A 23,355-nucleotide genomic window follows, 5' to 3' on the forward strand; every position below is an offset into this window, starting at 1 on the left:
GTATATAATGGAGCAAATTTACTATTTTTTGGATTGTTTCATGTCCGATTGGCCACCAAAACCACAAAATGAATCACAACAAATATCTCCACAAGCACAGCAGCCCACAGGCAATGAGTGGAAACTATTAGAAAAAGCTGTTTTAGCTTCAGTTGAAGAACAACGTCGTGCACGTCGTTGGGGGATTTTCTTTAAGTTTTTAACTTTTGCTTATATATTTTTACTGTTGGTGATAATGGGCAAAGGGTGCAGTACCACGACCACGAATCCATCGGCAGCGAGTCCACATATCGCGGTGGTGGATATTGTTGGCACAATTGCATCTGATAAGCAAAGTGTGAACAGCAATGACACCATCAAGTCACTGAAAAAAGCCTATGAAAACAGCAACAGTCAGGCGGTGGTGCTAAATATTAATTCTCCGGGTGGTTCACCTGTGCAGTCAGATGAAATCTGGCAAGAAATTCAATATCTGAAAAAACAGCATCAAGGGAAAAAACTCTATGCCGTGATTGGCGATACTGGCGCTTCAGGTGCGTATTACATTGCTTCCGCTGCAGATGAAATTATTGTCAATCCATCAAGTTTGGTGGGTTCAATTGGCGTGATTATGCCAAATTATGGGCTGAGCGGTTTAATGCAGAAGATGGGTGTGGAAGATCGTACTATGACCTCAGGTGAAAATAAAGCCTTATTGTCGATGACACAACCTGTTGATCCTGAACAGAAAAAACATGTGCAAGCCGTATTAGATAATGTGCATGGCCACTTTATTCAAGCAGTGAAAGATGGACGCGGCGCGAAACTGAAATCACAAGATCCTGCGATTTTCTCAGGTCTGTTCTGGACAGGTGAGCAAGCCGTGACTTTAGGCATTGCCGATAAGATTGGCAGTTTAAATAGCCTGAAGCGTGATTTAAACCTAGATAAAACAGTGAACTATACCATTGAACATAGTCCTTTAGACTCTGTGTTGGGTCGTATGGGTGCAGCAGTGGGAGAGGGCTTTGCCACTTCTTTATCTCAACATATTCAGACTGAGCAAAACGCGAAATTACAATGAAACCACTGATTCATTTTGCGCATGCCAATGGCGTGCCATCGAAGGTTTATCAAAAACTGTTTGATTTACTTAAAGATGATTACGATGTGATTTACGTCCCTTTGTTGGGGCCAGATAAGCGTTATCCGATTGATAATCATTGGCAAAGCTTAACCCAACAAGTGATTGATAGTGTTGTACGTCAAGCTCAGGGACGTAAAGTGATTGCGTTGGGGCATTCTTTAGGTGCAGTGTTGTCGTTTCAAGCCTCTTTACAACGCCCTGAATTATTTGAACAAGTGATCATGCTTGATCCACCTTTAATTATGGGTAAAGCATCGGTGTTTTTACATTTTGCCAAAATGTTTAAGCTTAAAGCAGTAGATCAACTGTCGCCTGCATCTTTGTCTTTGCGCCGTCGTGATCATTGGGAAAGTCGTGAGCAAGCAGCAGACTTATTGCGTCCGAAAGGTTTTTATCAAGATTTCGATGCCGATTGTTTTCAGGCTTATATCGAGCATGCTTTGACTGATGACCATGTGCGAGGCGGAGTACAATTGACCATTCCAAAAATGGACGAGGTCAATATTTTTAGAACCAATCCATCACTGTGGTGGTTACCGCAAGCAAAACTGCAAGTGCCGACAGAATTGGTGATTGCAAAAAAAGGGCCGTTCTTAAAAGCAGGTTTCCCACAAATTACCGCCAAGAAATTCAACATTGCTTATCAGGTGGTTGAAGGTGGACATATGTTCCCTTTAGAAAAACCTGAAGCGACGGTGCAGTTGATTAAAGACTTGATTCAGGCACAGCAGAGTAAAGCTGCTTCTGTTTGATTCAGTCCGAACCAAGTACGAGCCATAAAAAACGCCTGATCAACAGGCGTTTTTTCGTATATATCAAAAGCTACATACTTAAAGAATATTTAAAAATTGCAAAACTGCACAGGTTGTTGTATCAGTTGTTGGCGATACATCACACCTTGCGCAGTGTGCTGAATGGTTCCGTTACAAATCCATTCAACCACTTGCGGATAAATCAAATGCTCCAACACATGCACACGGTTCGCCAAGCTTTCGGCATCATCGTGGATGTTTACTTGCAACACACCTTGTGCCAGTGCTTGACCTGCATCTAATTCAGCAGTGACATAATGCACGGTACAACCATGTAAAGTATCGCCTGTATTGAGTACACGTTGATGGGTGTGCATGCCTTTATAATGCGGCAAGAGTGAAGGATGAATGTTGAGCATTTTACCTTCCCAAGCATGCACAAATTTGGCACTTAAAATACGCATAAAGCCCGCAAGCACCACCAAATCAACATCCCATGCAAGTAATTGTTGATGCATGACATCATCAAATAATTCACGACTCGGATATTGTTTGTGCTCAATCACTGCAGTTTGAATCCCTGCTTGTTGAGCGCGTTGTAAAGCATAGGCATCAGGCTTATTGGAAATAACCCCAACAATTTGCCCTGAAAGATTGGCATCTATCAGGGCTTGTAAGTTACTTCCGCTGCCTGAAACGAGGACAGCTATTTTGATCATCTGAGTCAAATCACGCAAAAATTACGCGAATTTTTTCATCTGCGCCTTCAACGGATTCGGCGTTGTCTTGAATACGACCCATCACCCAAGCTTTTTCGCCAAGGCTGTTGAGAAGCTCAACTGTTTTGTCTGCATCGTTGGCATCTACAACAACAACCATACCTACACCACAGTTAAAGGTGCGATACATTTCAAACTGTTCTACACCGCCTTCACGTTGTAACAATTTGAACAGTTCTGGCCATTCCCAAGATGATTCGTCAATCACTGCTTGCGCACCATTTGGCAATACACGTGGTAAGTTACCTGGTAAACCGCCACCCGTAATGTGCGCCATAGCATGCACATCAACTTGTTTGCACAGTTCAAGCATTGATTTGACATAAATGCGTGTTGGTTCCATGGCAACGTCAGCCAGTGGACGACCATCAACCAGTTGAGTTAAATCAACATTTTTTACGTCTAAAATTTTACGAAGTAAAGAGTAACCGTTTGAGTGTGCACCTGAAGAAGCGACACCAATCAGAACGTCACCAGCTTTTACTTTAGAGCCATCAATAATTTTGCTTTGCTCAACCACGCCCACACAGAAGCCTGCAAGATCGTAATCTTCACCTTCATACATGCCTGGCATTTCAGCAGTTTCACCACCTACAAGCGCACAGCCTGCAAGCTCACAGCCTTTACCAATTCCTGTAACAACATTGGCTGCAACGTCTACATTTAAGTGACCTGTTGCATAGTAGTCTAAGAAGAATAAAGGTTCAGCACCGCACACCAGCAAGTCATTTACACACATTGCCACCAAATCTTGACCAATTGTGTCATGGCGGTTTAGGTTCAACGCTAAACGTAATTTAGTTCCTACACCATCTGTGCCAGATACGAGCACAGGTTCTTCATAACCTTTCGGAATTTTACAAAGTGCGCCAAAGCCGCCTAATCCACCCATCACTTCAGGACGAGTCGTGCGCTTAGCGACAGATTTGATACGATCGACTAACGCGTCGCCCGCTTCAATATCGACACCAGCATCTTTATAGCTTAAACCAGTGGTTGGGTTAGAAGTTGAGTTGCTCATAATGAAGTCTCCGCATTCGCGGGGCGATTATACCTGAATATACGAAACTCTTATGTTATTTATGCGCTAAAATGCTATCTTTATTCAAATATTTTAACTTCTATAACGAATAAACTGAAAAAAGGCGAATTTCTATGGTCGATCGTACCTTACGTCGCATTTTTATCCTGTCTGGGATAGTGCTGCTCCTTTGGGTGCTGTACTTATTAAAACCAGTGGTCATTCCTTTTGTCGTAGCATTTTTCATGGCTTATTTATTTAGCCCGCTGGTTGAACAATTTTGCAAAGTCGGTTTGCCACGTTGGCTGTCAATCAGTTTAGTTTTTATTGGGATTGGCATCATGCTGACCTTGGCTGTTTGGTACATCATTCCTTTGGTTTGGAAACAGTTGATTATTGCACGTGACAGCATTCCAGTTGGTATTAATTGGATAAATTCGACCTTTTTGCCATGGGCATCGGCTACTTTCAATATTGAAGAAATGGAAATTGATACTACGCACATGAGCAGTATTGTCATGGATTATGTACAAACCAATTATAGCGCCGATAGTATTCAAGCCATGATATTGCGTGTCGCACAGTCTGGTTTGAATTTTATTCAAATTGGTGGCACCGTGGTGCTCATTCCAATTATTGCTTTCTATTTCCTACTCGACTGGCAGCGTATGCTCGACAGTCTACGTCGCTTAATTCCGCGTCCTTATGAGCAAAGCACGTTGGCTGTGGTACAAGAATGTCACAGTGTTCTAGGTGCTTTTGTTAAAGGCCAGTTTTTGGTGATGATCTTGTTGGGTGTGGTTTATGCGACTGGATTGCAACTGATTGGTTTAGAAGTCGGCTTGATTATTGGAATGATTGCTGGACTTGCCAGTATTATTCCGTACTTAGGTTTCGCTGTAGGGATTGTTGCAGCCATCATCGCCACTTTCCTACAATTTGGCATTGACTGGATGCAATTGGTTTTAGTCCTCGTGGTCTTTATGATTGGACAGGCAGTCGAAGGCTATATTCTACAGCCATTTTTACTGGGCGATAAAATCGGACTTTCTCCAGTCGCGGTGGTGTTTGCTGTTTTAGCGGGTGCACAACTGGCTGGATTCATGGGGATGTTGATTGCTTTACCAGTAGCAGCAGTGATTGTGGTTTTACTGCGTCATTTACGTGATTTTTACGAAAAAAGTTATTTGTATGGGCAACCTGTGGTGGTGTCGGAAGATGGTGCATCGGGTGACATCAGCATTGATACAGCACAAGTTCATATTGATATTGAGCTTGATCCTCAGTCAGCAAATTCACTGCAACAGACTGAAAAATCAAGTAAGATAAAGCCCTCAGATCAGCAAAACTCCTAGGTGATTACAATTCTATGCGTCAACTGCAGTTAGATATCGAGCCTCAATTAGATGCACGGATCAGTGATTTTTCTGGTCCGGGTTGGGGGCATGTGATTGATGCAGTTCGACAGCTTCATGCAGGATTGGTCAATCGCTTTTATGTCTATGGTGGTGCGGGCACAGGCAAAAGTCATTTATTGTCTGCAATTTGCGATTCCTATTTAGAAATTGGCAAATCAGCTATTAAAGTATCCTTACTTGAATTATTGGATGCCCCAACAGAAGCAATTACCTCTTTAGACCGTTATGATTTGGTTGCTTTAGACGATATTGAAGCGATTAGTGGTGTACCACATTGGCAACGTGCGGTGTTTCACTTAATCAATTACAGCAATGAGGTTGGTGGTCAGTTGGTGTTTTCATCACGTTTTGCACCGATTGAATTAAAGCTTGAATTGCCCGATTTGCAATCACGTTTGACGCAGGCAGTGAGTGTTAAAGTGCCTTCAGGCAGTTTGTATGCAGACCGACAAGCTTTAGTGAGTTCCGTGTTAGAGCGTCGCGGGATTATCATCGACCCACAAATTATTGATTATTTGTTGTTACATGGCCCACAGCAGACCTCGATTTTGCTGCAAAGCCTTGAACAGTTGGTGCAATTACTTAAAGGAGAGAAAACGAAATTAAGTGGAGCAAACCTGCGTCAGATTTATGCTTTAATTGACGAATATCGGTAAAAATTAAAATTACTTGAGAATTTGCGCAAGCTATGCCAAATTATTCGGAAAATAATTCGAAGTTGCAGGGAATTTGCAACTAAAGAAGAAAAAAAACAAAGAAAATTACAAGGAGTACGCTTATGCTCAAGCAGAGCATCGGCATTGGTATGCTGTTTATCGCAGGTCATGCATATAGTAGTAATATCATTGTCACCACCACTGCTGACACCAAAGCAGATGATCAACAATGTTCTTTGCGTGAAGCCATTGAGTATATTAATTTAGGCATGCCCGAAGAAGGCTATTTGGGCTGTGGCGGCAAAAATGCCTCAAGTGTGATTTTATTAGAAAAGAAAGCCGTCTATCAAATTGATACTCAACTTAAAATTACAGAAAACCTTGAAATTAAAACCACCTATGACAGTAGTCTGAATGATAAAACTGCCCCAGGTTTGAATAATGCCACGATTCAGATGCGCGGCAATGAGCGAATTTTCCACATTGAAGATAGCAAGGATCGTTTCTTAAAAGTTTCTTTAAAAGAATTAACTTTACAGGGCTGCGGTGAGGAACGCTGTCGTCAGCAACAAGGTGGTCTGATTTATAATAATGAACATTTAATTTTAGACTATGTGAAACTGAGTCAGGGTGTAGCCAATCAAGGTGGGGCAATTTATAACCTCGCACAAATGACTGACGAGAAGATCCCTGCAGGTTTTATTGAGATCAAAAATAGCTTGCTTGAAGCTAACCAAGCGCAGGAAGGTGGCGTCATTTATACGCAATTCCCACGCTTTGTGATTACAACTTCAGTATTTAAAGGCAACAAAACCATATCAGTTGCTTCAGCCAATCTCTATTCTGCAGCAAGTTTGGCAGATGAAGAAATCAAAGCCTTTCCTAGTATGGGGAATATGATCGTGAGCAGTACTTTTACTGCAAATGAAGGCTATGTCATGAATGTGCTGGATGATATTGGTGTCAATAACATTAGCTTGATTGGTAACAGCCGTGGTGTGTATCTCAACGCACCTTTGGGTAAAGCCTATATTGCCAATAGTGTGATTTTGGGTAATCCACATCCTGTGAGTGTGAATACTGCAGCAAACTGTGTGCAAGCAGGTTCAGATGCAACAAGATTGCAAAATAATTTAGTCGGCGCAGGCTGTGGAGCAGGCGATAGCAACTATCCAAATACGCTATGGACTGCAAATTCGGTGCTTGCAGGTAATCTGCTTGAAGGTGCATGCCAAACCCTCAGTCAAGATAAAACGGCACTCTTTTGTCCATATCAAGTTCCTGAAAACTCATTCTTGGGCTTTATGCGCCCACGCGTATTGCTCAATTATAACAGTCTGAAAGATTCTGTGGTGTTGAATCAGGGGCAATTACAACTGGGGGATAATACGGTAGTCGGTTGTGCTGCTTCAGATCAGCGCGGTAAAAACCGTCAGTCAGATATTACCTTATGTGACCGTGGTGCAATAGAGGTGATGGTTCCTGAAACTATGGGGCTTATAGGTCAAGATATTTTGGCGGGTCAAATTGCTAAAATGTCGGTGAGTGATTTGTTGGGTGATAGTGATTTGGTGCCTAAAGAATTTTGTGATCAAGTCTATCCAAACAATCCGACAGGCCAAGCATGGCAAGCAGGTTGTGTGCAAATTGAGCAACTCGATACACGTTCTAAAGGAAAATTGACCGTAGATGAGTTGGGGAATTTGGTATATACCCCAGATTCTGCTTGGCATGGTGCAGATGTTTTTAAAATTAAATTAGTCACCAGTACCACACGTTTTAACAGCACAACACCTTATATGGAAGTGAAAGTCCAAGTTATTCAAGAACATGAAAATCGTATGGAAAGCGATAAAATAAAAGTTTCTGGCGGTGCATGGAGCGCTTACGGATTAATGGCTTTATTGGGCTTGTTGGGTTTACGCCGTAGAAAAGCATAAAGGATGAATATGAAAAATAATAAAAAAACACTATTAGGGATAATGGTGCTGTCTGCTATGTCGCTTATGGCAGCAGATAATCGTGTGATTCAGGTCACGACCTTTGAAGATCAAAATGGTGAAGACTTAAGCAAATGTTCATTACGTGAAGCGTTAGTTGCGGCCAAGCAGAATATTGCGTTCGGTGGATGTAGCGCAGGCAATACCAACCGTGGTGCAACCGATATGATTCAGTTGCAGGCTGGGGAATATATCTTAAACTCAGAATTACGCCCGCAATCTATGGTGCGTATTTATGGGGCGACAGCGGTCGACTATAACCAAGTAGATCCGATTACCCATCGTTATCCTTCAATTGCACCGTTAAAAACCAGTATTAATGCACAGGGCAATAGCCGTATTATCAATACTTCAGATACCCAAGCCAGCGTGGCGCTATACGATGTCATTCTAAAAAATGGGGATGCCAATGGTGGTGGTAATGCGAACCCTGTAGATGCAGGCAAAGGTGGTGCATTATTTGTGGCAGGCCCACTAGCTGCGAACAATGTCGAAATTCAAAAGTCGCATGCAGAACAAGGTGGTGCAATTTACGTTGTTGCTCATCAAGCGGAGCGTCAAGTCAATTTAGAGAATGCTTATATCCATGCGAACCAAGCCAAAGTAGGTAGTGTGTTGGCAATGGATTGTAGTGCCAACTTGGTCAATACACGCTCTATGGTGAAAATTGACCGCAGCAGTATTGTGAAAAATGGTGCTGCAAATAGTCTTAGTACTTTTGATCTTTGCGGCCAACCAGATCTTGCGTTGACTGCCAGTACGATTGCACAAAACCAAGCTGATACCAGCAAAGGTCATATCTTTAACTTAAGTAATGCAGAAAATCATCCGCTTAGCACTTTGTCACAGGTGTATTTGCAAAGTAATACCATTGTTGAAAATAAAGCATTGAGTACTTTGTTTTATGACAATTATCCACGTATTGTCCTCTCTTTTAATATGTTGGCCTTTAACCAAGGTAAATCTTGTCGTTATGCATTCCCTGCGAGCTTAGAGCAGGCGCGCAACATCAACACAATTCGCAATGCCTTATTCGCAATGGGATCAGCGACAGAGCAAGGCGAGTGTGATTTGCCTGAAACAGCAAATAGTTCTTATGATGGTGCTAAAAATTTGGATTTGACAGGGCTTAGCTTTGATCAAGTATTGCAGCCCTTGCAAGAACCATCTGCTTATAATTTATTCCTGCCGTTGTATTATCCAAAACTTGGTTCAGACCCTGCGAAAGATTTGATTGATGTAAACAGCATGGGGTGTAGTGATTATGAACAACGTGGTTTAGCGCGGGTGAGTAATGCAACTTTAACTTTAAATCCTGATGCAAAAAATACCTGTGAAATTGGCTCTGTAGAAGTGATGCGCTTAAATGCAGCCGATATTCAAAGCTTGCGTAATGTCTCTTATGAAAGTTTATTTGCCAATTATCAGCAACAAATTGACCGTATTCAGTCTGCGATAGATCAAAGTAAAGATGCTGCATCTTCGGTCGTTTCTCAATCGCGTACTGATTTGAAAACGATGCAGGATTTGTTGGCGAATACCAAAGCTAAGCAGCAATATCGTGCCATTTATGTTGATCCATTTGCGATGGCATTAAAGCAAGATGAACCAACTGCAGATGGGAAATTTGTTCAGTTAAGACAGCTTAATTCTGACAACTTTAGCATTAGCACTGAAGTATTGGGGATTGGTGCAATTTCGGGTTCAGGTACCACATTTAGTACCGATAAATTGACCCAAGATCCACTATTCAAATGTGAATGGGATGCACAGTTGCAACGGATTGTGATGTATCGACTGAATGATAAAGTCACAGAAGCAACCGATTCAGCGTATTGTAAATACACCATTACCTCAAAATTGGACAGTAATTTGCATTCTTCGGGCTTACTTGAAGGTAAATTTAGCAATATTGCCCCAATTGCAAAAGATGATCGTGTACGACTTGAATATGGTACAGACCTCAAAGTGAGTTTTAATCCATTGCTGAATGATAGCGATGGTGGGGATGGCATAATCAGTACTTTAGCTGAAAATACCAATAAGCCTGCATTCTATAAAGATAGTACAGGACAAGAACTGGCAATTCGTTTTACACAAGTACCTTCAGGTGTGGTACTTACGGCAGATCGTCAAGCACCTTGTCCTGGGGATTATGCACGTGAAATTTGTTATGGTGGCAATATTCAGGTTCAAGTACGAAATAGCTTTAGCCCATTTGATTATGAGCTGAAATACACGATTTTCGATCATGAACTGGAATTATCGCCTGAAGCGACCATTACTTTAGAAAATACAGCGAAAAATACCAATTATGAAGCCAGTGGTGGCGGTGGGGGAAGCTTAGGTTTCTGGGGTATGTTTGGTTTAATCGGATTGGCGTTCTATCGTCAACGTCCAAGAAAATCGTAATCTACCGACTCTTTATTGCAAAAGCCTCATCTGTTTTACACGATGAGGCTTTTGTTATTGGTGACTTCAAGTACTTTCTATCATCCATGAACAGATAAAATTAGTGACTCATTGCAGGCTGCTGATATTTAAGAATGTATTCCTGACGAATTAAAGGTCGTTGTTCAGGTGTTGCTTGTTGCAAGCGTTGTCCTAATTCACGACGTTCTTGCGTGCTCATTTTTTGCCAAGTTTCACGCATTTTTTGTTTTTCGCTATCAGGCAGTTGAGTAAACCAATCCATCCGCTGCTGTAAAGCTACGCTTTTTTCTGCAGGAATTTCTTTTAAGTTTTGATAGCGCTTAATTAAGGCCAATTGTTCTTCTTCAGAAAGAGTTTCCCAGGTTTCTGAAATTTGCGTATCTGCATCTTTGGAAAAAATCCAAAAACGCTCAAACCCTGCAAAACTGGTTTGTAAAAAACTGAGCGCACAACACGCAATCACAATTCGTTTAGCTGCCATGTGGAACTTTGTCCTCACCCAACACCATTAACATTTCTAAATCTTCCACCATTTGTGGAGAAAGTTTAGGAACAGATACAGCTTGATTCTGCGGCTGTGTGGTCATTTCCATTGAATTTGGCAAGACCACAAAACCTGCAATTGCCGCAGCCAATGCAAAACCTGACATTTTCCAAAGCCCATAGCGCGATGTTTTCTTGTCTTGAATATTGTCCAAGACATGATTCATGACCGTGGCTTTGTCTTGATGGTGGCGAGCCAATCCATCAAGTTTAGATGTCACTTGTTTTAAGAAATCATCTTGTTTCATTCTGATGATCCTCCCAGATACGGATTCATATGTGCCAAACTCTTGCGTAAAGCTTGAATAGCACGGTGATAATGCGTTTTTACACTGCCTTCAGTGCAGTTCATAATTTGTGCGGTGGTTTGCGTATCAAAACCTTCCCAAGCACGTAACATAAAAGCTTGTTGTTGCCGCACAGGAAGCCCCGCAATTGCTGCCTGAATTTCTTCTACAGTCACAGCTTGATCTAAAAACTCTGCAGGATTGAGTGCTTGCTCATCGACAATATCAAGTTGTTCAACATCGTCATCATCTAAACTAATTTTTTTGAACCATGAAAACGGTTGAGCGCGGCGAGCTTCTTTACGACGCCAATCTTGTAATTTGTTATTTAAAATGGTGTAAAACAGGGGATACCATTCCTCTGTGGCTTTGTCAGCATAAGATTTATGCAAGGAAATAAAGGCTTCTTGCACCAAATCCATAGCAATGCCGTGCTGTCCTTGCGTTGCACTTTCCATCATCACTAAGGCACGCCCCGTTACGTCTTGCATGAAATTCTTCAGACGTTGCTCAGCCGTACTCTTAAGAGCACTCAAATTTTCCGAGTGTGACGACTTCGGGTTTAAATCCATAGAGATGGAAAATCCTGTCATTGGATACCCACCATTATTTTTAACATCATATTTTTATAACGCTAAAAACAATGGTTTGGTTGACATTGCAAGTTATTATTTTCAGTCTAATCTATTTTTTTTGCAGGGCTAGTCTTTTTAAAATAAATTAACCATTTACAGACGTTGGCGTACCATTTCAAAGAAACAGATTGAGCCTGCAATTGCCACATTCAAAGATTCCTGTCCACCTGGTTGTGGAATGCTTACCGCTTCTGCATGCTGTAAGGCATAATCGGACACACCTTGACCTTCATTGCCTAGAATCCAGACGCAAGCCTTACGCAGATTTTTGGAATAGAGACTTTCTGCATGGTGTGAACTGGTCACATATACAGGAATCTGAAATTGTGCTAAGACATCTTCGAGTTCAATATTTTCAAAGGTATGCAAGCTAAAGTGTGCGCCCATGCCTGCACGTAACACCCGTGGCGACCAAAGTGAGGCAGAACCTTTGGTACAAATAATTTGTTCAATACCTGCTGCTGCTGCAGAGCGCAATAAGGTGCCGACATTACCCGGATCTTGCACATTTTCTAAAATCAGTGTGTCTGCTTTAAAGTCTAAAGCTTGGCTTGAACTTGGCACGTCGACAATGGCTAAACAGGCAAGGGAAGTGCCTAAAGTGCTTAAATCTTTATATAAAGATTCGCCAATGACAAAGACCACGCCTGTGTATTTAGCCAAAATACGCTCATAGTCAGGATGGCTTAGTGCATGTTCGGTGGTAAAAATCGAATTGATTTTTTTATTTTCATGTAACCACGCCAGACACAAATGTGTACCTTCAAGTACCGTTTGTCCCTGTTTTTTGCGATAGTTATTTTGTTCAATTAAACCACGTAAGTGTTTAATTTTCGGGTTATCTTTTGATTCTAAAAAAATCGTAGGCATGCGATAAAATCCACAGCAGTCAGCGAATGGCCGACTGCTGTTGTTAAAAATTATTGATGGTAGCTGCTGACCAAATCGACTTCATTTTTTGAGCCAATGATGACAGGCACACGTTGATGTAGGTCTGTGGGTTGGATGTCTAAAATACGCACACGACCTGTGGTTGCCGCACCGCCTGCTTGTTCCATGAGCATACTCATTGGATTGGCTTCATACATTAAACGTAAACGACCTGCTTTTTTCGGGTCTTTTAAGTCGTATGGATACATGAAAACCCCGCTACGGCAAAGGATACGGTGAATATCGCCCACCATACATGCAACCCAACGCATGTTAAAGTCTTTTTCGCGTGGCCCAGTTTTACCAGCCAAAAGTTCATCAATATAGCGTTTTACAGGTGCTTCCCAATGGCGTTGGTTTGAAGCATTGATCGCGTATTCTTTTGTATCGGCAGCAACTTGAATGTTGTCTGCAGTCACCAAAAACTCTTGGCTTTCTGGGTCAAAGGTAAAGAATACCACGCCTGCACCAACAGTGAGCGCCATCATGGTAGATGGGCCATACAGGACATAACCTGCAGCAACTTGTTGTGTACCTGCTTGCATAAAGTCTGCAGCTTGGGTCACGGCATTTTTTGCAGGTAAAATTGAGAAAATGGTACCCACACACATATTGATGTCGATGTTGCTTGAACCATCCAGTGGGTCAAATAACACTAAATATTGACCATTTTCCTGAGCAGGAGTGAATTCGTCTAATTCTTCCGACGCCAAACCACCCACATTAGGATGTTTTTGTAACGCTTCAATTAAATAATCATTTGAAATAACATCTAATTTCTTTTGTTCTTCGCCTTGTACGTTTTCATTTTGTGCACTGCCTAATACGCCCGCCAATGCACCTTTTTGTAATGTTTGGTCAATTGTTTTGCAAGTATTGGCTATAGTTTCAATCACTTGAGCAAGTTCGGGTGTTAAATTTCCAGTTTGTTGTTGTAGAAATTGGGAAAGGGTGCGGTATGACATGACTGGAAAACTCCGAATGACTGCAAAAATGAGGATAACAATATGCTGCAATAGTTTAGATGAGAACGCGTTAAAAGAAAAATTAAACTCGACTATTTGCTGTGATTTTACCCTTGCAAGTCCTGCAGAAAGTGCTATGTTGATGTGAAGGATTTAATTTGAGATAGGAGCACAGATATGACAACGTTAAAGTTTGATGCGACTCCAACGCCAAGCGAAGGGATTAGTTTAGACGATATTTCTGAGGACAAGATGAAAGCCGCTTGGAAAGATTACGAGTCTAAACCTGAATATAAAAAGTTTAACAAGCATGATTTGATTGAATCTATGCAAACTGCAAAAGCTGATGCCGAGTCGGAATAACTGAAGCAAAGCTGTATTTCTGCACTTATCTGTTAGTTTTTAAAATATTCGTTTGCCCAGTTTTTTATGTCATAAAAAAGCGCCCTTGTAATAAAGAGCGCTTTTTTCGTATTGGGGAAACACGTTCTAAACGAGTTTTTCCCAAACAGCAAATTATTATTTCAATAATGGTGGAACAGCTTCGTAGTTAATTTCTACGCGACGGTTTTCTTTCCATGCATTTTCATCATGTCCAGGGTTGACTGGCATTTCTTTACCATAGCTCACTGCTTCAAGCTGACCTGCGTTAACGCCGCTGGTGATTAAGAAGCTCTCAACCGCTTTGGCACGACGCTCGCCTAAAGCCATGTTGTATTCGCGTGTACCGCGTTCATCGGTATGACCTGTAAGTGCCACTTTAGAATTGGCATTGGCCATTAAAAACTGTGCATGTGCTTGTAGAGTCTGGTAATCATCATTAGATAATTCGCTGCTGTCGTAGTCAAAATGCACCACGCGCTTTGCTAAGAAAGCTTTGTTGGCTTCGGTTACACCTTTAGCAGATGCACCTGCAAGGTTTTGTGCATTTAAAGCTGCATCTTCACTCAAACCTTGGGTGTTGACTGTGGTTGCGCCACTTGGTGTTTGACCTGCTTGTAAGTCAGTCGTTGGTTTGCGGTTTGCACAACCTGTCATCACTAAAGCCGATGCCAAAACAGGGAGTACCAATAATTTAACTGCGTTCATCCTCATCTCCATGAAGCTTGATTTTTGGTTTTAAAACAGAACTGAAAACGTATTTACTTTGCGGGTACTCATTATTTTGGTGCCCACGCAGGTTCACGCACTTCACCTTGTTCACTAGGTAAGTTCATGCGGAAGCGACCATCTAAAGACATAATTGACAATAAGCCACGTGCGCCTTCGCGCGTTGCATACACCACCATTTGCCCATTTGGTGAGAAGCTTGGCGACTCATCCAAACTGGTTGGGGTTAAAATATTGGTGATATTGGTGTTGGTGTCTTGAATTGCGACTTTGTAATTACTGCCACTTGGGCGATGCACCAATGCCAGTTTACGACCATCGGCACTGAGCGTACCACGTGCGTTAAATGCACCGCGGAAGGTTAGGCGTTTGCTGCTGCCTGTGGCAAAGTCATAACGATAAATTTGTGCGGAACCACCACGATCTGAAGTGTAAATAAATGATTTACCATCTGGTGCATAACGTGCTTCGGTATCAATCGCACTGTCATTGGTCATGCGTCGCAGTTCACGGGTGCTTAAATTCATTTGATAAATTTCTGGATTGCCATGCATGGATGCGGTAAACAACATACTTTGACCATCTGGTGAGAAGCTTGGAGCACCATTTAAACCACGGAAACTGGCTAATTTTTCACGCTGACCTGTCGCCAAATCTTGCACATAAATAGCAGGGCGTTTGGTTTCAAACGACACATAGGCAATTTTTTTGGCATCTGGTGTCCACGCAGGCGACAAAATAGGATCACGCGAAGTCAAAATGGTTTTAGGCTGTTCACCATCAGTATCGGCAATTTGCAGGGTATAGCGTTGTTCAGGTGTTGCAGGGTTGCGCAGTACATAAGCAATGCGTCCGCTAAAGTCACCTTTAATGCCCGTGAGTGCTTCATAAATGGCATCACTGATCATGTGTGCAGCAGAACGTACGCGTGACGCAGGCACGCTTAATAATTCATTCAATAAGTATTGCTGTTTTTGCACATCATAAAGTTGGTAATGAACTTCATAACCGCCTTCTGCAGTGGCTTTGACATTTCCCGTCACCACATAAGGTACACCTGCGGCTTGCCATGCAGCTGCATTTGGATTGTTCATGCTTGCAGTTGCAGCAAGGTTTTTAGATGAACTGGTGAATTTGCCTGAACGGTTTAAATCGTTTTCTACAATAGGATAAATACTTTGATCATTGCCAAACGGCACAATCGCAATTTTAGGTGCTTCTTCTGGTGCTTTGGCAATTTCTAAATGCAGTTGTGCAAAAGATTGTGTGCTTAAAACTGGGCTAAGCGCAGTTAAAATAGCAAGACAAAGTAGGTGTTTACGCGTTGTTTCCATCATTCGCTATTTTCTCAAATCAACATAACTTTTTTGGATGTAATTGTGGTACATAATGGCATGCTTTGGTAGGAATGAAAGCATGAATTTATAATAAAACTGTTATAACACTGTGAAAATTTAAATTTATTTATACTCGTAAATATTTTGAGAAGGAGTTAGCCAAATAGATGTTATTCGGCTAACTGGTAACTTATTGCGCTGTAAAGGTAGAGGTGAAGCTACGTGCTTCGCGTCGTGCATCTGGGTCTGATGGCATCGGATAAGGTGCGGCAGCACGAACAGCAGCTTCTACACTGGCTTTCATGTCAGGGTCGCTAGAATTAACCACGACAGACTGAACTGCGCCACTGTCACTTAAAGTCACGCGGGCAGTTGCACGTTGACCCGAAGAACCAGCTGGGGTATCCCACGCTCGTCTGATTTTATTTTCGAAATCGCGTTTAGCAGTGGATGCAATGCGTCGTACTTCAGCCTTTTTCTGAGCAGCTTCTTCTGCAGCTTGTTTGGCAGCTGAAGCTTTGGCTTCAGTATCGGCACGTGCCTTCGCTTCGGCATCAGCTTTGGCTTTTGCATCTGCGTCAGCCTTACGTTTTGCTTCGGCATCAGCTTTGGCTTTTGCATCTGCAGCAGCTTTACGTTTTGCGTCGGCATCAGCTTTGGCTTTTGCATCTGCTGCAGCTTTACGTTTTGCATCGGCATCTGCTTTGGTTTTTGCATCTGCGTCAGCTTTACGTTTTGCCTCAGCATCTGCCTTGGCTTTTGCATCTGCTTCAGCTTTGCGTTTTGCTGCTGCATTGGCTTCGAGTTGACGTCTTTCTGCCGCTTCTGCTTTTTTCAGGGCTTCGGCTTCTTTACGACGTACAGCATCTGCTTCAGCACGTGCTTTGGCATCGGCTTGAGCTTTTGCTTTGGCGTCAGCTTCTCGTTGAGCACGTTCTTCGGCGCGTGCTTGTTGAGCTTTTAAGCGTTCAGCTTCTAGTTTTTGTCGCTCTGCAATTTGTTTGGCTTCAGCAGCTTGTCGTTCTGCACGTGCTTGAGCCTCTGCCGCTTGAGCTGCTTTTTTTGTATCCACTTGAGGTGCGGGCGGTGTAGGGGTTGCTGCAGGTGTCGGAATGACAGGGGCAGGTTCAAGCGCAGGTTCAGCAGTTTGAGTAATTTGCTCTGCTACATTTTCATGTGTGGTTTCAGCAGACTCAGTTTCTAATAAGGGTTTTAAATCTTCGGGTTTAATCAGTACCGTTTTAATGGGTTTAGGTGGCTCAGGTGCTTTACTCATGCCCAAGTAAAGCAAGCCAACCACTGCGATAAGGTGGACACCTACAGTGAACCCAATCGCGATAGCTTTTTGTTGAAAAGGTGGCTTTTTAAAATCTTTCATAAATTACTTTAAAGGCTCGGTCAGCAATCCAACTTGGGTTAAACCCGCATCTTGTAAGTCAGACATTAACGCAATCACATCACCATAAGGGCGTGTATTATGACCGCGAATAACAACCTGAAACTCTTTGTTTTCAGCTTTGGCTTGAATTTGAGCATCGGTCAAAATTTGTTTCAGTTGGGCTAATTCCAAAGGTTCGGCTTTGTGTTCTTTGTATTCTAAAAAATATTGCCCATCTTTATTTAAAGTCACCAAAGCAGGGGCATCTTTCGATTCAATTGGATTACCATTGGCTTGAGGTAAATCGACTTGAATCCCACTGGTAATCATCGGTGCAGTAACCATAAAAATCACCAATAACACCAACATGACATCAATATAGGGCACTACATTCATGTCACTTTTGAGTGGTTTCTTAATGCGCTCGAAGCGTCCTGAGCGTTGAATGGCCATTAGTCGTGATCCTTAGTATTGCCTAAAGATTGACGTTGTAATAAAGCCACCATTTCTTCGGCAAATAAAGCACGATCAGAATAAATCGCTTCGCCTTTGGCGGTGTAATGGTTAAAGGCAAGTACCGCAGGAATGGCGGCAAATAAACCAATGGCTGTGGCAATGAGGGCTTCGGCAATCCCTGGTGCGACTGTTGCCAATGTGACTTGATCGACATCTGCCAGTCCAATAAAGGCATTCATAATGCCCCAGACTGTACCAAATAAACCCACATACGGTGCGACAGAACCAATGCTGGCCAGTGCGCCTAAGCCTTGTTCTAGCTGAGCTTGGTCACGGCTTAAACCGACACGTAAAATACGTTCTGTGCCTTCAATGGTTTGTGGAGCAGGCGCTTGGCGTTTTTTGAGTTTTAAAAACTCACCTAAGCCTTGATAGAAAATATCTTCCAAACCGACACGTTTTGAATTGAGCTGTGCATTGTTGTAAAGCGTATTTAATTCTGCACCAGACCAGAAGATTTTTTGGAAATGCTGATCATCTGCCTGTGCTTTTTTATAGCTCATGTGTAACTTGGCAATCAGATACCAACTGTATAATGATGCTAAAAGCAGCGAGAGCATTACCAGCTGAACAACAGGACTTGCTTGTAAAATAAGATCTGATACTTGAAGAGATGATTCGAGTTGTGTTGCCATAGTTACTACATGTGCCAATTCATTTTTTTAATCTTGTCCTAATTCTTTCAGAATAAGGCTACGAATTTCATCTGGCAGACGACGTGGTTTCATATCTGAACCAAGACAGGCCAATTCAACCTCGCCAGATGCAAGCATGATTTCACCACGATAAATATTTTGTTGCAATACAAATGATGACGCTTTACACGAAACTACACTTGCTGTAACAGTAATTAGGTCATCCATTAAGATTGGACGTGAATATTTCACGTTAATTTTATGCACGACAAAGTTGTAATCTTGTTGATGCCAATAATGATCAACACCCGATGCACGAAGCCATTCGGTACGGGTACGTTCCATAAAGCGAATATGGTTGGCGTGGTAAACAATGCCGCCTGCATCAGTATCTTCCATATAGATACGAATTTTAAATTCAAATTTATTCGCCATGATGATGTTCCGCTTCAATGTTGCAAAGTTGTTTGATAAGCAATACTTATAGCTTACGCCGTGTCTGTGAAATTGACGTGAATCGGGGCTATAAGTCAAGCTGTGTATAGCGTGGCAGTTTATCATTCTCAACGCTTCGTCCAATGGCACAAGATTTCAAACATGCTTTTAAGTTAAAATTAGCTGCCTGCCTGATACATGCAGATGATCCACCCCAATGAGCAGCACATGAGCCGTTTAGTTAAATTTTTTGTGGTAATTGCCATATTGTATTTGTTGTGGATGACGCTGTTCCAGCCAGATGGAGGAATTGCGGATAGCACAACCTATCAGTCATCGCAGCAAGTGCATCAATTTAAAGACTATACCATTCAAGCTTTGGAAACCTATGAAGGTGAGTTTCGGGTATTGTCACGTGAAAATTATAATTTTGGACGTGAAGCCGAACTTAGCCCTGTCGATTTTGCTTTGGGATGGGGCGAAATGGCCAAGCCTGAAGTGTATAAACAGTTGTCTATTCGTCAAAGCAACCGTTGGTATCATTGGCGTTATGAACAAGCACCACCGATTCCTGTGCAAGAGATTGCAAGTTTGAGCGCTAATACGCATTTAATTCCTGCCACACCCGCGATTGCGACACAGTTAAAACAGATTGATGAAGATGATTTGATTTATTTGAAAGGTAAATTGGTTGAAGTTACTGCCGCAGATGGGTGGCAGTGGCGCAGTTCTTTAAGCCGTCATGATACAGGGGCGGGCGCGTGTGAATTAATGCTTATTGAAGATGTGCGTATTATTGAAAATTAGGGTCTATCTACAGACCCAATTGACCTAAATATTTAATAACTTAAAGGGAGATAGCTCCCTTCAAGCTATTTTTTCCTTTGAGCTATTTTTCTTTTGGCTCTGGCGGTGTCATCCCAAATTGTAAATACGCCATATTGGTCGCAATACGCCCGCGAGCGGTTCGCATTACATAACCTTGTTGAATTAGGTATGGTTCAATTACATCTTCCAAAGTGCCAGAGTCTTCAGCCATAGCAGCGGCCAAAGCTTCCACACCTGCAGGCCCACCATCAAAACGCTCTAATAACATTGATAAATAACGACGGTCTAAGGTATCTAAACCATCTTTATCGACATTCAGCATATCTAGCGCACGTTGTGCCATCTCTTGCGTGACTTCACCTGTGCCTTTGACCTGCGCATAGTCACGAACGCGACGCAATAATCGGTTGGCAATACGTGGTGTACCGCGCGAACGACGAGCGACTTCATTGGCTCCTGCATCGGTCATTGGCACATCCATTAAACTCGCCGAGCGTTTGACAATATGGGTCAAATCTTCAACCGAATAAAATTCCAAACGCTGCACAATACCAAAACGGTCACGTAACGGTGAGGTGAGTAAGCCTGCACGTGTGGTAGCGGCGACAAGGGTAAATGGTGGCAAGTCCAGTTTAATGGAGCGTGCTGCAGGCCCTTCACCAATCATGATGTCCAGTTGATAATCTTCCATCGCTGGATACAAGATTTCTTCAATCACAGGTGAAAGACGATGAATTTCATCAATAAATAACACATCGCCTTCTTCAAGATTGGTCAGCATGGCGGCTAAATCACCTGCGCGTTCCAAGACAGGCCCTGAAGTGGATTTAAGATTGCCGCCCATTTCACGGGCAATAATATTGGCGAGTGTGGTTTTACCTAAACCTGGTGGTCCAAAAATCAGGGTGTGGTCCAGTGCTTCTGCGCGTCCACGGGCTGCACCAATGAAAATTTCCATTTGTTCACGCACTACAGGTTGCCCAATATAGTCATCGAGTGAAGTGGGGCGAATGGCGCGATCAATTTGATCTTCGGGTTTTTCAGAACCACTGATTAGACGGTCTTGCATATCGTGTTAACTAATCTCTTGAGCTGGGCATTTTGATGCTGCATGCACAGCCTCAAAGTATGAGTTGCGTTTAAATGCCTTTGCGAAGGCATGATTTTACTTTTGAAAGATCAAAAGTAACAAAAATCTTATGTTGAGTTGAGGGTATATCCCTATACCCCAACTCAACGGGCGACATCCATGTCGCCAGTCATGTATCCAATATTGGAAAGATGAACTTACGCTAGGTTTGTTGGCATCTTTTATTTATTCATCGACTTTAATGCTGCACGGATAATATCACTGGCTTCAGTAAAATCGCCCTTGACTGCATTAATCAGTTTTTGTGCTTCGGCAGGTTTATAACCTAAAGATTGTAAAGCGGCTTCGGCTTCGGCAACAGCAGAATTGCCTGTAAACTGGATTTGAGCCATTGTGGAATTGCTGCTGCTCACTTCGTTGGACATGGCTTTAAAGCGATCACGTAATTCAATCATTAAACGTTCAGCAGTTTTTTTGCCCACACCTGGCACTTTAATCAGGGTATTAATATCTTCATGTTCTACGGTGTGAATCAGTAGCTCGACACTCAAGGTCGATAAAATACCCAGTGCCATTTTCGGGCCGACACCATTGACTTTGAGTAAAGTACGGAAAATGGTTTTTTCTTGGGCTTCTAAAAAGCCATATAACAATTGAGCATCTTCACGCACAGCTAAATGCGTCCACAGGGTAATTTTCTGCCCCTTTTGTAACTGGCAAAATGTGGTGAGTGGCGTGTCAATTTCATAGCCCACACCATTTACATTCAGCAACACGGTTGGTGCTTCTAAAGCCAATACTTCGCCAATAAGACATCCGATCATATTTGTGGTTCACTGATTAATTTAAAATAAGTTGCTGTTCGCATAGTAGAGCGCATTTTCACAAAAGGCAAAATCTGCGCTTAAATCCTACTTCTATTTAGATACAAGTATTGATATGCAAATTACTCATTATAGCAAGCCGACCTTATTGCCTTGTAATTCTTGCGATAAGTTATAGGCTTGGTGATCTGAAAACTTAGAGATAATATCCAAGACTTGCATAATATTGTCATAGTGATTATGCGCAAAATCTGCCCCTGAGCGTTGCAAGATTGACATTAAACGCTGCTCTTTAAAACTTAGGGTTTTATGTGGCGTGGTGAGTGGAATAAACGCATCCAAAATGTTTTGTAAACTTTGATGCGCAATAATTTCCAGCCCTGCCTTTTGTGGATGCTCGAAAATTTTCTCACGGGCTAAGTCTTTGGCGCGATTAATACCAATTTCAATATCTGCCGAGCAATATTGTAAAAGACTGCCTTTGAGCTGTCCCATTAGAATTTCCAAATGGTGTTTGGCAAACGCTGTGGTGACTTCATCGACCAAACGTTTCATGACCCGACCACGCAAAGCGGCAATTTTTTGTTGCCATGTGGTACGTGCCATCGCCAGTTCTGCTGGAATACCGTAGTCACCAATCAAGTTTAAAAAGATCGGTTCAACTTCTTCATAGCTGAGCATGTTTAAGATAATGCCATCTTCCAAATCAATTAAGGCATAGCAAATATCATCTGCTGCTTCCAATAAATATGTCAGTGGATGACGGCAATAGTGATAATCGCCCAATTGAATCAGACCAAGCTGTTCTGCAATTTGTTTGAGAATTTCTTTTTCGGCTTGGTAACAACCAAACTTATCACGTTGATTGGCAGGGCGGTTGCCTTGTTCGGCAATGGTTTTGGAGAGCCATGGATATTTTAAATAAGCGCCTAAAGTGGCATAGGTTAAACGCATGCCGCCATCATTTGGATGATAGTCAATTTTGGTGAGTAGACGTAAACCTTGTGCATTGCCTTCAAACTGACGGACATCAGCTTCTTCTTCATCGCTGAGTTTGGCGAGGAAATTGCCGTGTGAAGCATCATCAAACCATTCACGAATGGCATATTCGCCTGCATGCCCGAAAGGTGGATTACCAATATCATGTGCCAAGCAAGCAGCTTGAATAATCGCACCGACATCGGCAGGGGAAATCCACATAGGCAAGTGGTCTCTAATTTTTCCTGCAGCCAACATCCCTAATGAACGTCCAATACAAGACACTTCTAAAGAATGGGTTAGGCGAGTGTGAATACCATCGTGTTGAGTCAATGGATGGACTTGGGTTTTACGGTTTAACTGTCTAAAACTTTGCGAAAAAATAATACGGTCATAATCTTTATGAAAAGGGCTGCGCGCCTGTTCTGTACTTTGTTTTTTACTACCAATTCGAACTGTGGAAAGCAGTTCTAACCAACGCATTTGAGTCATTTATCATTATTCACTATGTGCTTGTTTTGCATCATGCCAAAAAAATGACAAAAGCTCTAGGGGCGTGCGACATGGCTTGTCTTTTTAAATCTAAATTCATACAAAATGGGGGATAAGTTTGTGGCGAAGCGTACTTTAAAGTTTTTTTGGGGAACTGTATAAATTGAGGATTGGATGATGCGTATAG

The 23,355-nt window shown here is 42.3% G+C and carries 24 protein-coding genes; 8 read left to right on the plus strand and 16 right to left on the minus strand.

Going from position 1 to position 23,355, the window contains the following annotated elements; all coding sequences use genetic code 11:
• The first annotated feature begins 40 nt into the window (after window positions 1-40).
• Together sppA and FTV28_RS01500 are read left to right on the plus strand one after the other, a co-directional pair.
• Window positions 41-1,063, plus strand: a complete 1,023-nt coding sequence (sppA, locus tag FTV28_RS01495; protein ID WP_004971820.1) for a signal peptide peptidase SppA — start codon at window positions 41-43, stop codon at window positions 1,061-1,063.
• On the plus strand, window positions 1,060-1,878 hold the full coding sequence (locus FTV28_RS01500) for an alpha/beta fold hydrolase (RefSeq protein WP_004971819.1): 819 nt from the start codon (window positions 1,060-1,062) through the stop codon (window positions 1,876-1,878). Before sppA ends, FTV28_RS01500 begins: the two co-directional genes overlap by 4 nt.
• 89 nt (window positions 1,879-1,967) lie before the next feature.
• Here the strand turns inward: FTV28_RS01500 and purN are convergent, their stop codons facing one another.
• Both purN and purM read right to left on the minus strand, forming a co-directional pair.
• Entirely contained in the window at window positions 1,968-2,597 is a 630-nt protein-coding gene (purN, locus tag FTV28_RS01505; protein ID WP_104853305.1) for a phosphoribosylglycinamide formyltransferase, read from the minus strand.
• A gap of 10 nt (window positions 2,598-2,607) precedes the next feature.
• On the minus strand, window positions 2,608-3,678 hold the full coding sequence (purM, locus tag FTV28_RS01510; protein ID WP_004971815.1) for a phosphoribosylformylglycinamidine cyclo-ligase: 1,071 nt from the start codon (window positions 3,676-3,678) through the stop codon (window positions 2,608-2,610).
• Window positions 3,679-3,812: 134 nt separating this feature from the next.
• Here purM and cxpE point away from each other — a divergent pair, with 134 nt between their 5' ends.
• From cxpE to FTV28_RS01530, 4 genes are all read left to right on the plus strand, one after another.
• Complete coding sequence (gene cxpE / locus FTV28_RS01515; protein WP_179989284.1) at window positions 3,813-5,033, plus strand: chloramphenicol efflux transporter CxpE; 1,221 nt, start codon at window positions 3,813-3,815, stop codon at window positions 5,031-5,033.
• 14 nt (window positions 5,034-5,047) lie between these two features.
• The gene (gene hda / locus FTV28_RS01520; protein WP_004971812.1) at window positions 5,048-5,752 is read left to right on the plus strand and encodes a DnaA regulatory inactivator Hda; all 705 of its coding nucleotides are present in this window, start codon (window positions 5,048-5,050) and stop codon (window positions 5,750-5,752) included.
• A gap of 122 nt (window positions 5,753-5,874) precedes the next feature.
• A complete protein-coding gene (gene rbtA, locus FTV28_RS01525; RefSeq protein ID WP_167845887.1) occupies window positions 5,875-7,692 on the plus strand; it encodes a rhombotarget A in 1,818 nt (605 codons plus the stop codon).
• Window positions 7,693-7,749: 57 nt separating this feature from the next.
• Entirely contained in the window at window positions 7,750-10,164 is a 2,415-nt protein-coding gene (locus tag FTV28_RS01530) for a CSLREA domain-containing protein (protein ID WP_257222778.1), read from the plus strand.
• A 100-nt stretch (window positions 10,165-10,264) separates the two neighbouring features.
• Here the strand turns inward: FTV28_RS01530 and FTV28_RS01535 are convergent, their stop codons facing one another.
• The 5 genes from FTV28_RS01535 to FTV28_RS01555 form a co-directional block, all read right to left on the minus strand.
• Window positions 10,265-10,666 (minus strand): DUF3106 domain-containing protein, encoded by a 402-nt coding sequence (locus tag FTV28_RS01535; protein WP_004971806.1) that lies wholly within the window; start codon window positions 10,664-10,666, stop codon window positions 10,265-10,267.
• Complete coding sequence (locus FTV28_RS01540) at window positions 10,656-10,976, minus strand: hypothetical protein (RefSeq protein ID WP_179989286.1); 321 nt, start codon at window positions 10,974-10,976, stop codon at window positions 10,656-10,658. The genes FTV28_RS01535 and FTV28_RS01540 overlap by 11 nt, the downstream gene beginning before the upstream one ends.
• On the minus strand, window positions 10,973-11,587 hold the full coding sequence (locus FTV28_RS01545) for an RNA polymerase sigma factor (protein ID WP_179989349.1): 615 nt from the start codon (window positions 11,585-11,587) through the stop codon (window positions 10,973-10,975). The genes FTV28_RS01540 and FTV28_RS01545 overlap by 4 nt, the downstream gene beginning before the upstream one ends.
• Window positions 11,588-11,743: 156 nt before the next feature.
• Complete coding sequence (locus FTV28_RS01550) at window positions 11,744-12,520, minus strand: RNA methyltransferase (RefSeq protein ID WP_004971802.1); 777 nt, start codon at window positions 12,518-12,520, stop codon at window positions 11,744-11,746.
• Window positions 12,521-12,570: 50 nt separating this feature from the next.
• Window positions 12,571-13,545 carry a class 1 fructose-bisphosphatase gene (locus FTV28_RS01555; protein ID WP_004971801.1) on the minus strand — a complete coding sequence of 325 codons (975 nt, stop codon included), beginning with the start codon at window positions 13,543-13,545 and terminating at the stop codon, window positions 12,571-12,573.
• A 177-nt stretch (window positions 13,546-13,722) separates the two neighbouring features.
• On the opposite strand from FTV28_RS01555, the gene FTV28_RS01560 reads away from it, so the two are divergent.
• Window positions 13,723-13,908: an NF038105 family protein gene (locus tag FTV28_RS01560; RefSeq protein ID WP_004971800.1), complete on the plus strand. Its 186-nt coding sequence runs from the start codon at window positions 13,723-13,725 to the stop codon at window positions 13,906-13,908.
• Between the two features lie 156 nt (window positions 13,909-14,064).
• On the opposite strand, the gene pal is transcribed toward FTV28_RS01560, so the two are convergent.
• The 6 genes from pal to ybgC form a co-directional block, all read right to left on the minus strand.
• Window positions 14,065-14,634, minus strand: a complete 570-nt coding sequence (gene pal / locus FTV28_RS01565) for a peptidoglycan-associated lipoprotein Pal (protein ID WP_131261174.1) — start codon at window positions 14,632-14,634, stop codon at window positions 14,065-14,067.
• Between the two features lie 71 nt (window positions 14,635-14,705).
• A complete protein-coding gene (gene tolB, locus FTV28_RS01570) occupies window positions 14,706-15,989 on the minus strand; it encodes a Tol-Pal system beta propeller repeat protein TolB (RefSeq protein WP_179989350.1) in 1,284 nt (427 codons plus the stop codon).
• Between the two features lie 193 nt (window positions 15,990-16,182).
• Window positions 16,183-17,370, minus strand: a complete 1,188-nt coding sequence (tolA, locus tag FTV28_RS01575) for a cell envelope integrity protein TolA (protein ID WP_179989287.1) — start codon at window positions 17,368-17,370, stop codon at window positions 16,183-16,185.
• Window positions 17,371-17,373: 3 nt separating this feature from the next.
• Window positions 17,374-17,823 carry a protein TolR gene (tolR, locus tag FTV28_RS01580; protein ID WP_070154130.1) on the minus strand — a complete coding sequence of 150 codons (450 nt, stop codon included), beginning with the start codon at window positions 17,821-17,823 and terminating at the stop codon, window positions 17,374-17,376.
• A complete protein-coding gene (tolQ, locus tag FTV28_RS01585) occupies window positions 17,823-18,521 on the minus strand; it encodes a protein TolQ (protein WP_179989288.1) in 699 nt (232 codons plus the stop codon). Before tolQ ends, tolR begins: the two co-directional genes overlap by 1 nt.
• A 27-nt stretch (window positions 18,522-18,548) precedes the next feature.
• A complete protein-coding gene (gene ybgC, locus FTV28_RS01590) occupies window positions 18,549-18,956 on the minus strand; it encodes a tol-pal system-associated acyl-CoA thioesterase (RefSeq protein ID WP_004971791.1) in 408 nt (135 codons plus the stop codon).
• A 228-nt stretch (window positions 18,957-19,184) separates the two neighbouring features.
• On the opposite strand from ybgC, the gene FTV28_RS01595 reads away from it, so the two are divergent.
• The gene (locus FTV28_RS01595) at window positions 19,185-19,763 is read left to right on the plus strand and encodes a hypothetical protein (RefSeq protein ID WP_179989289.1); all 579 of its coding nucleotides are present in this window, start codon (window positions 19,185-19,187) and stop codon (window positions 19,761-19,763) included.
• Window positions 19,764-19,845: 82 nt separating this feature from the next.
• Here the strand turns inward: FTV28_RS01595 and ruvB are convergent, their stop codons facing one another.
• The 3 genes from ruvB to FTV28_RS01610 form a co-directional block, all read right to left on the minus strand.
• The gene (gene ruvB / locus FTV28_RS01600; RefSeq protein ID WP_004971787.1) at window positions 19,846-20,853 is read right to left on the minus strand and encodes a Holliday junction branch migration DNA helicase RuvB; all 1,008 of its coding nucleotides are present in this window, start codon (window positions 20,851-20,853) and stop codon (window positions 19,846-19,848) included.
• A gap of 242 nt (window positions 20,854-21,095) precedes the next feature.
• Complete coding sequence (gene ruvA, locus FTV28_RS01605; RefSeq protein WP_179989290.1) at window positions 21,096-21,698, minus strand: Holliday junction branch migration protein RuvA; 603 nt, start codon at window positions 21,696-21,698, stop codon at window positions 21,096-21,098.
• A gap of 129 nt (window positions 21,699-21,827) precedes the next feature.
• A complete protein-coding gene (locus FTV28_RS01610) occupies window positions 21,828-23,168 on the minus strand; it encodes a deoxyguanosinetriphosphate triphosphohydrolase (RefSeq protein ID WP_179989291.1) in 1,341 nt (446 codons plus the stop codon).
• Window positions 23,169-23,355 lie beyond the last annotated feature (187 nt).

This window comes from Acinetobacter sp. YH12252, from assembly GCF_013417365.1.
Lineage (GTDB): Bacteria > Pseudomonadota > Gammaproteobacteria > Pseudomonadales > Moraxellaceae > Acinetobacter > Acinetobacter towneri.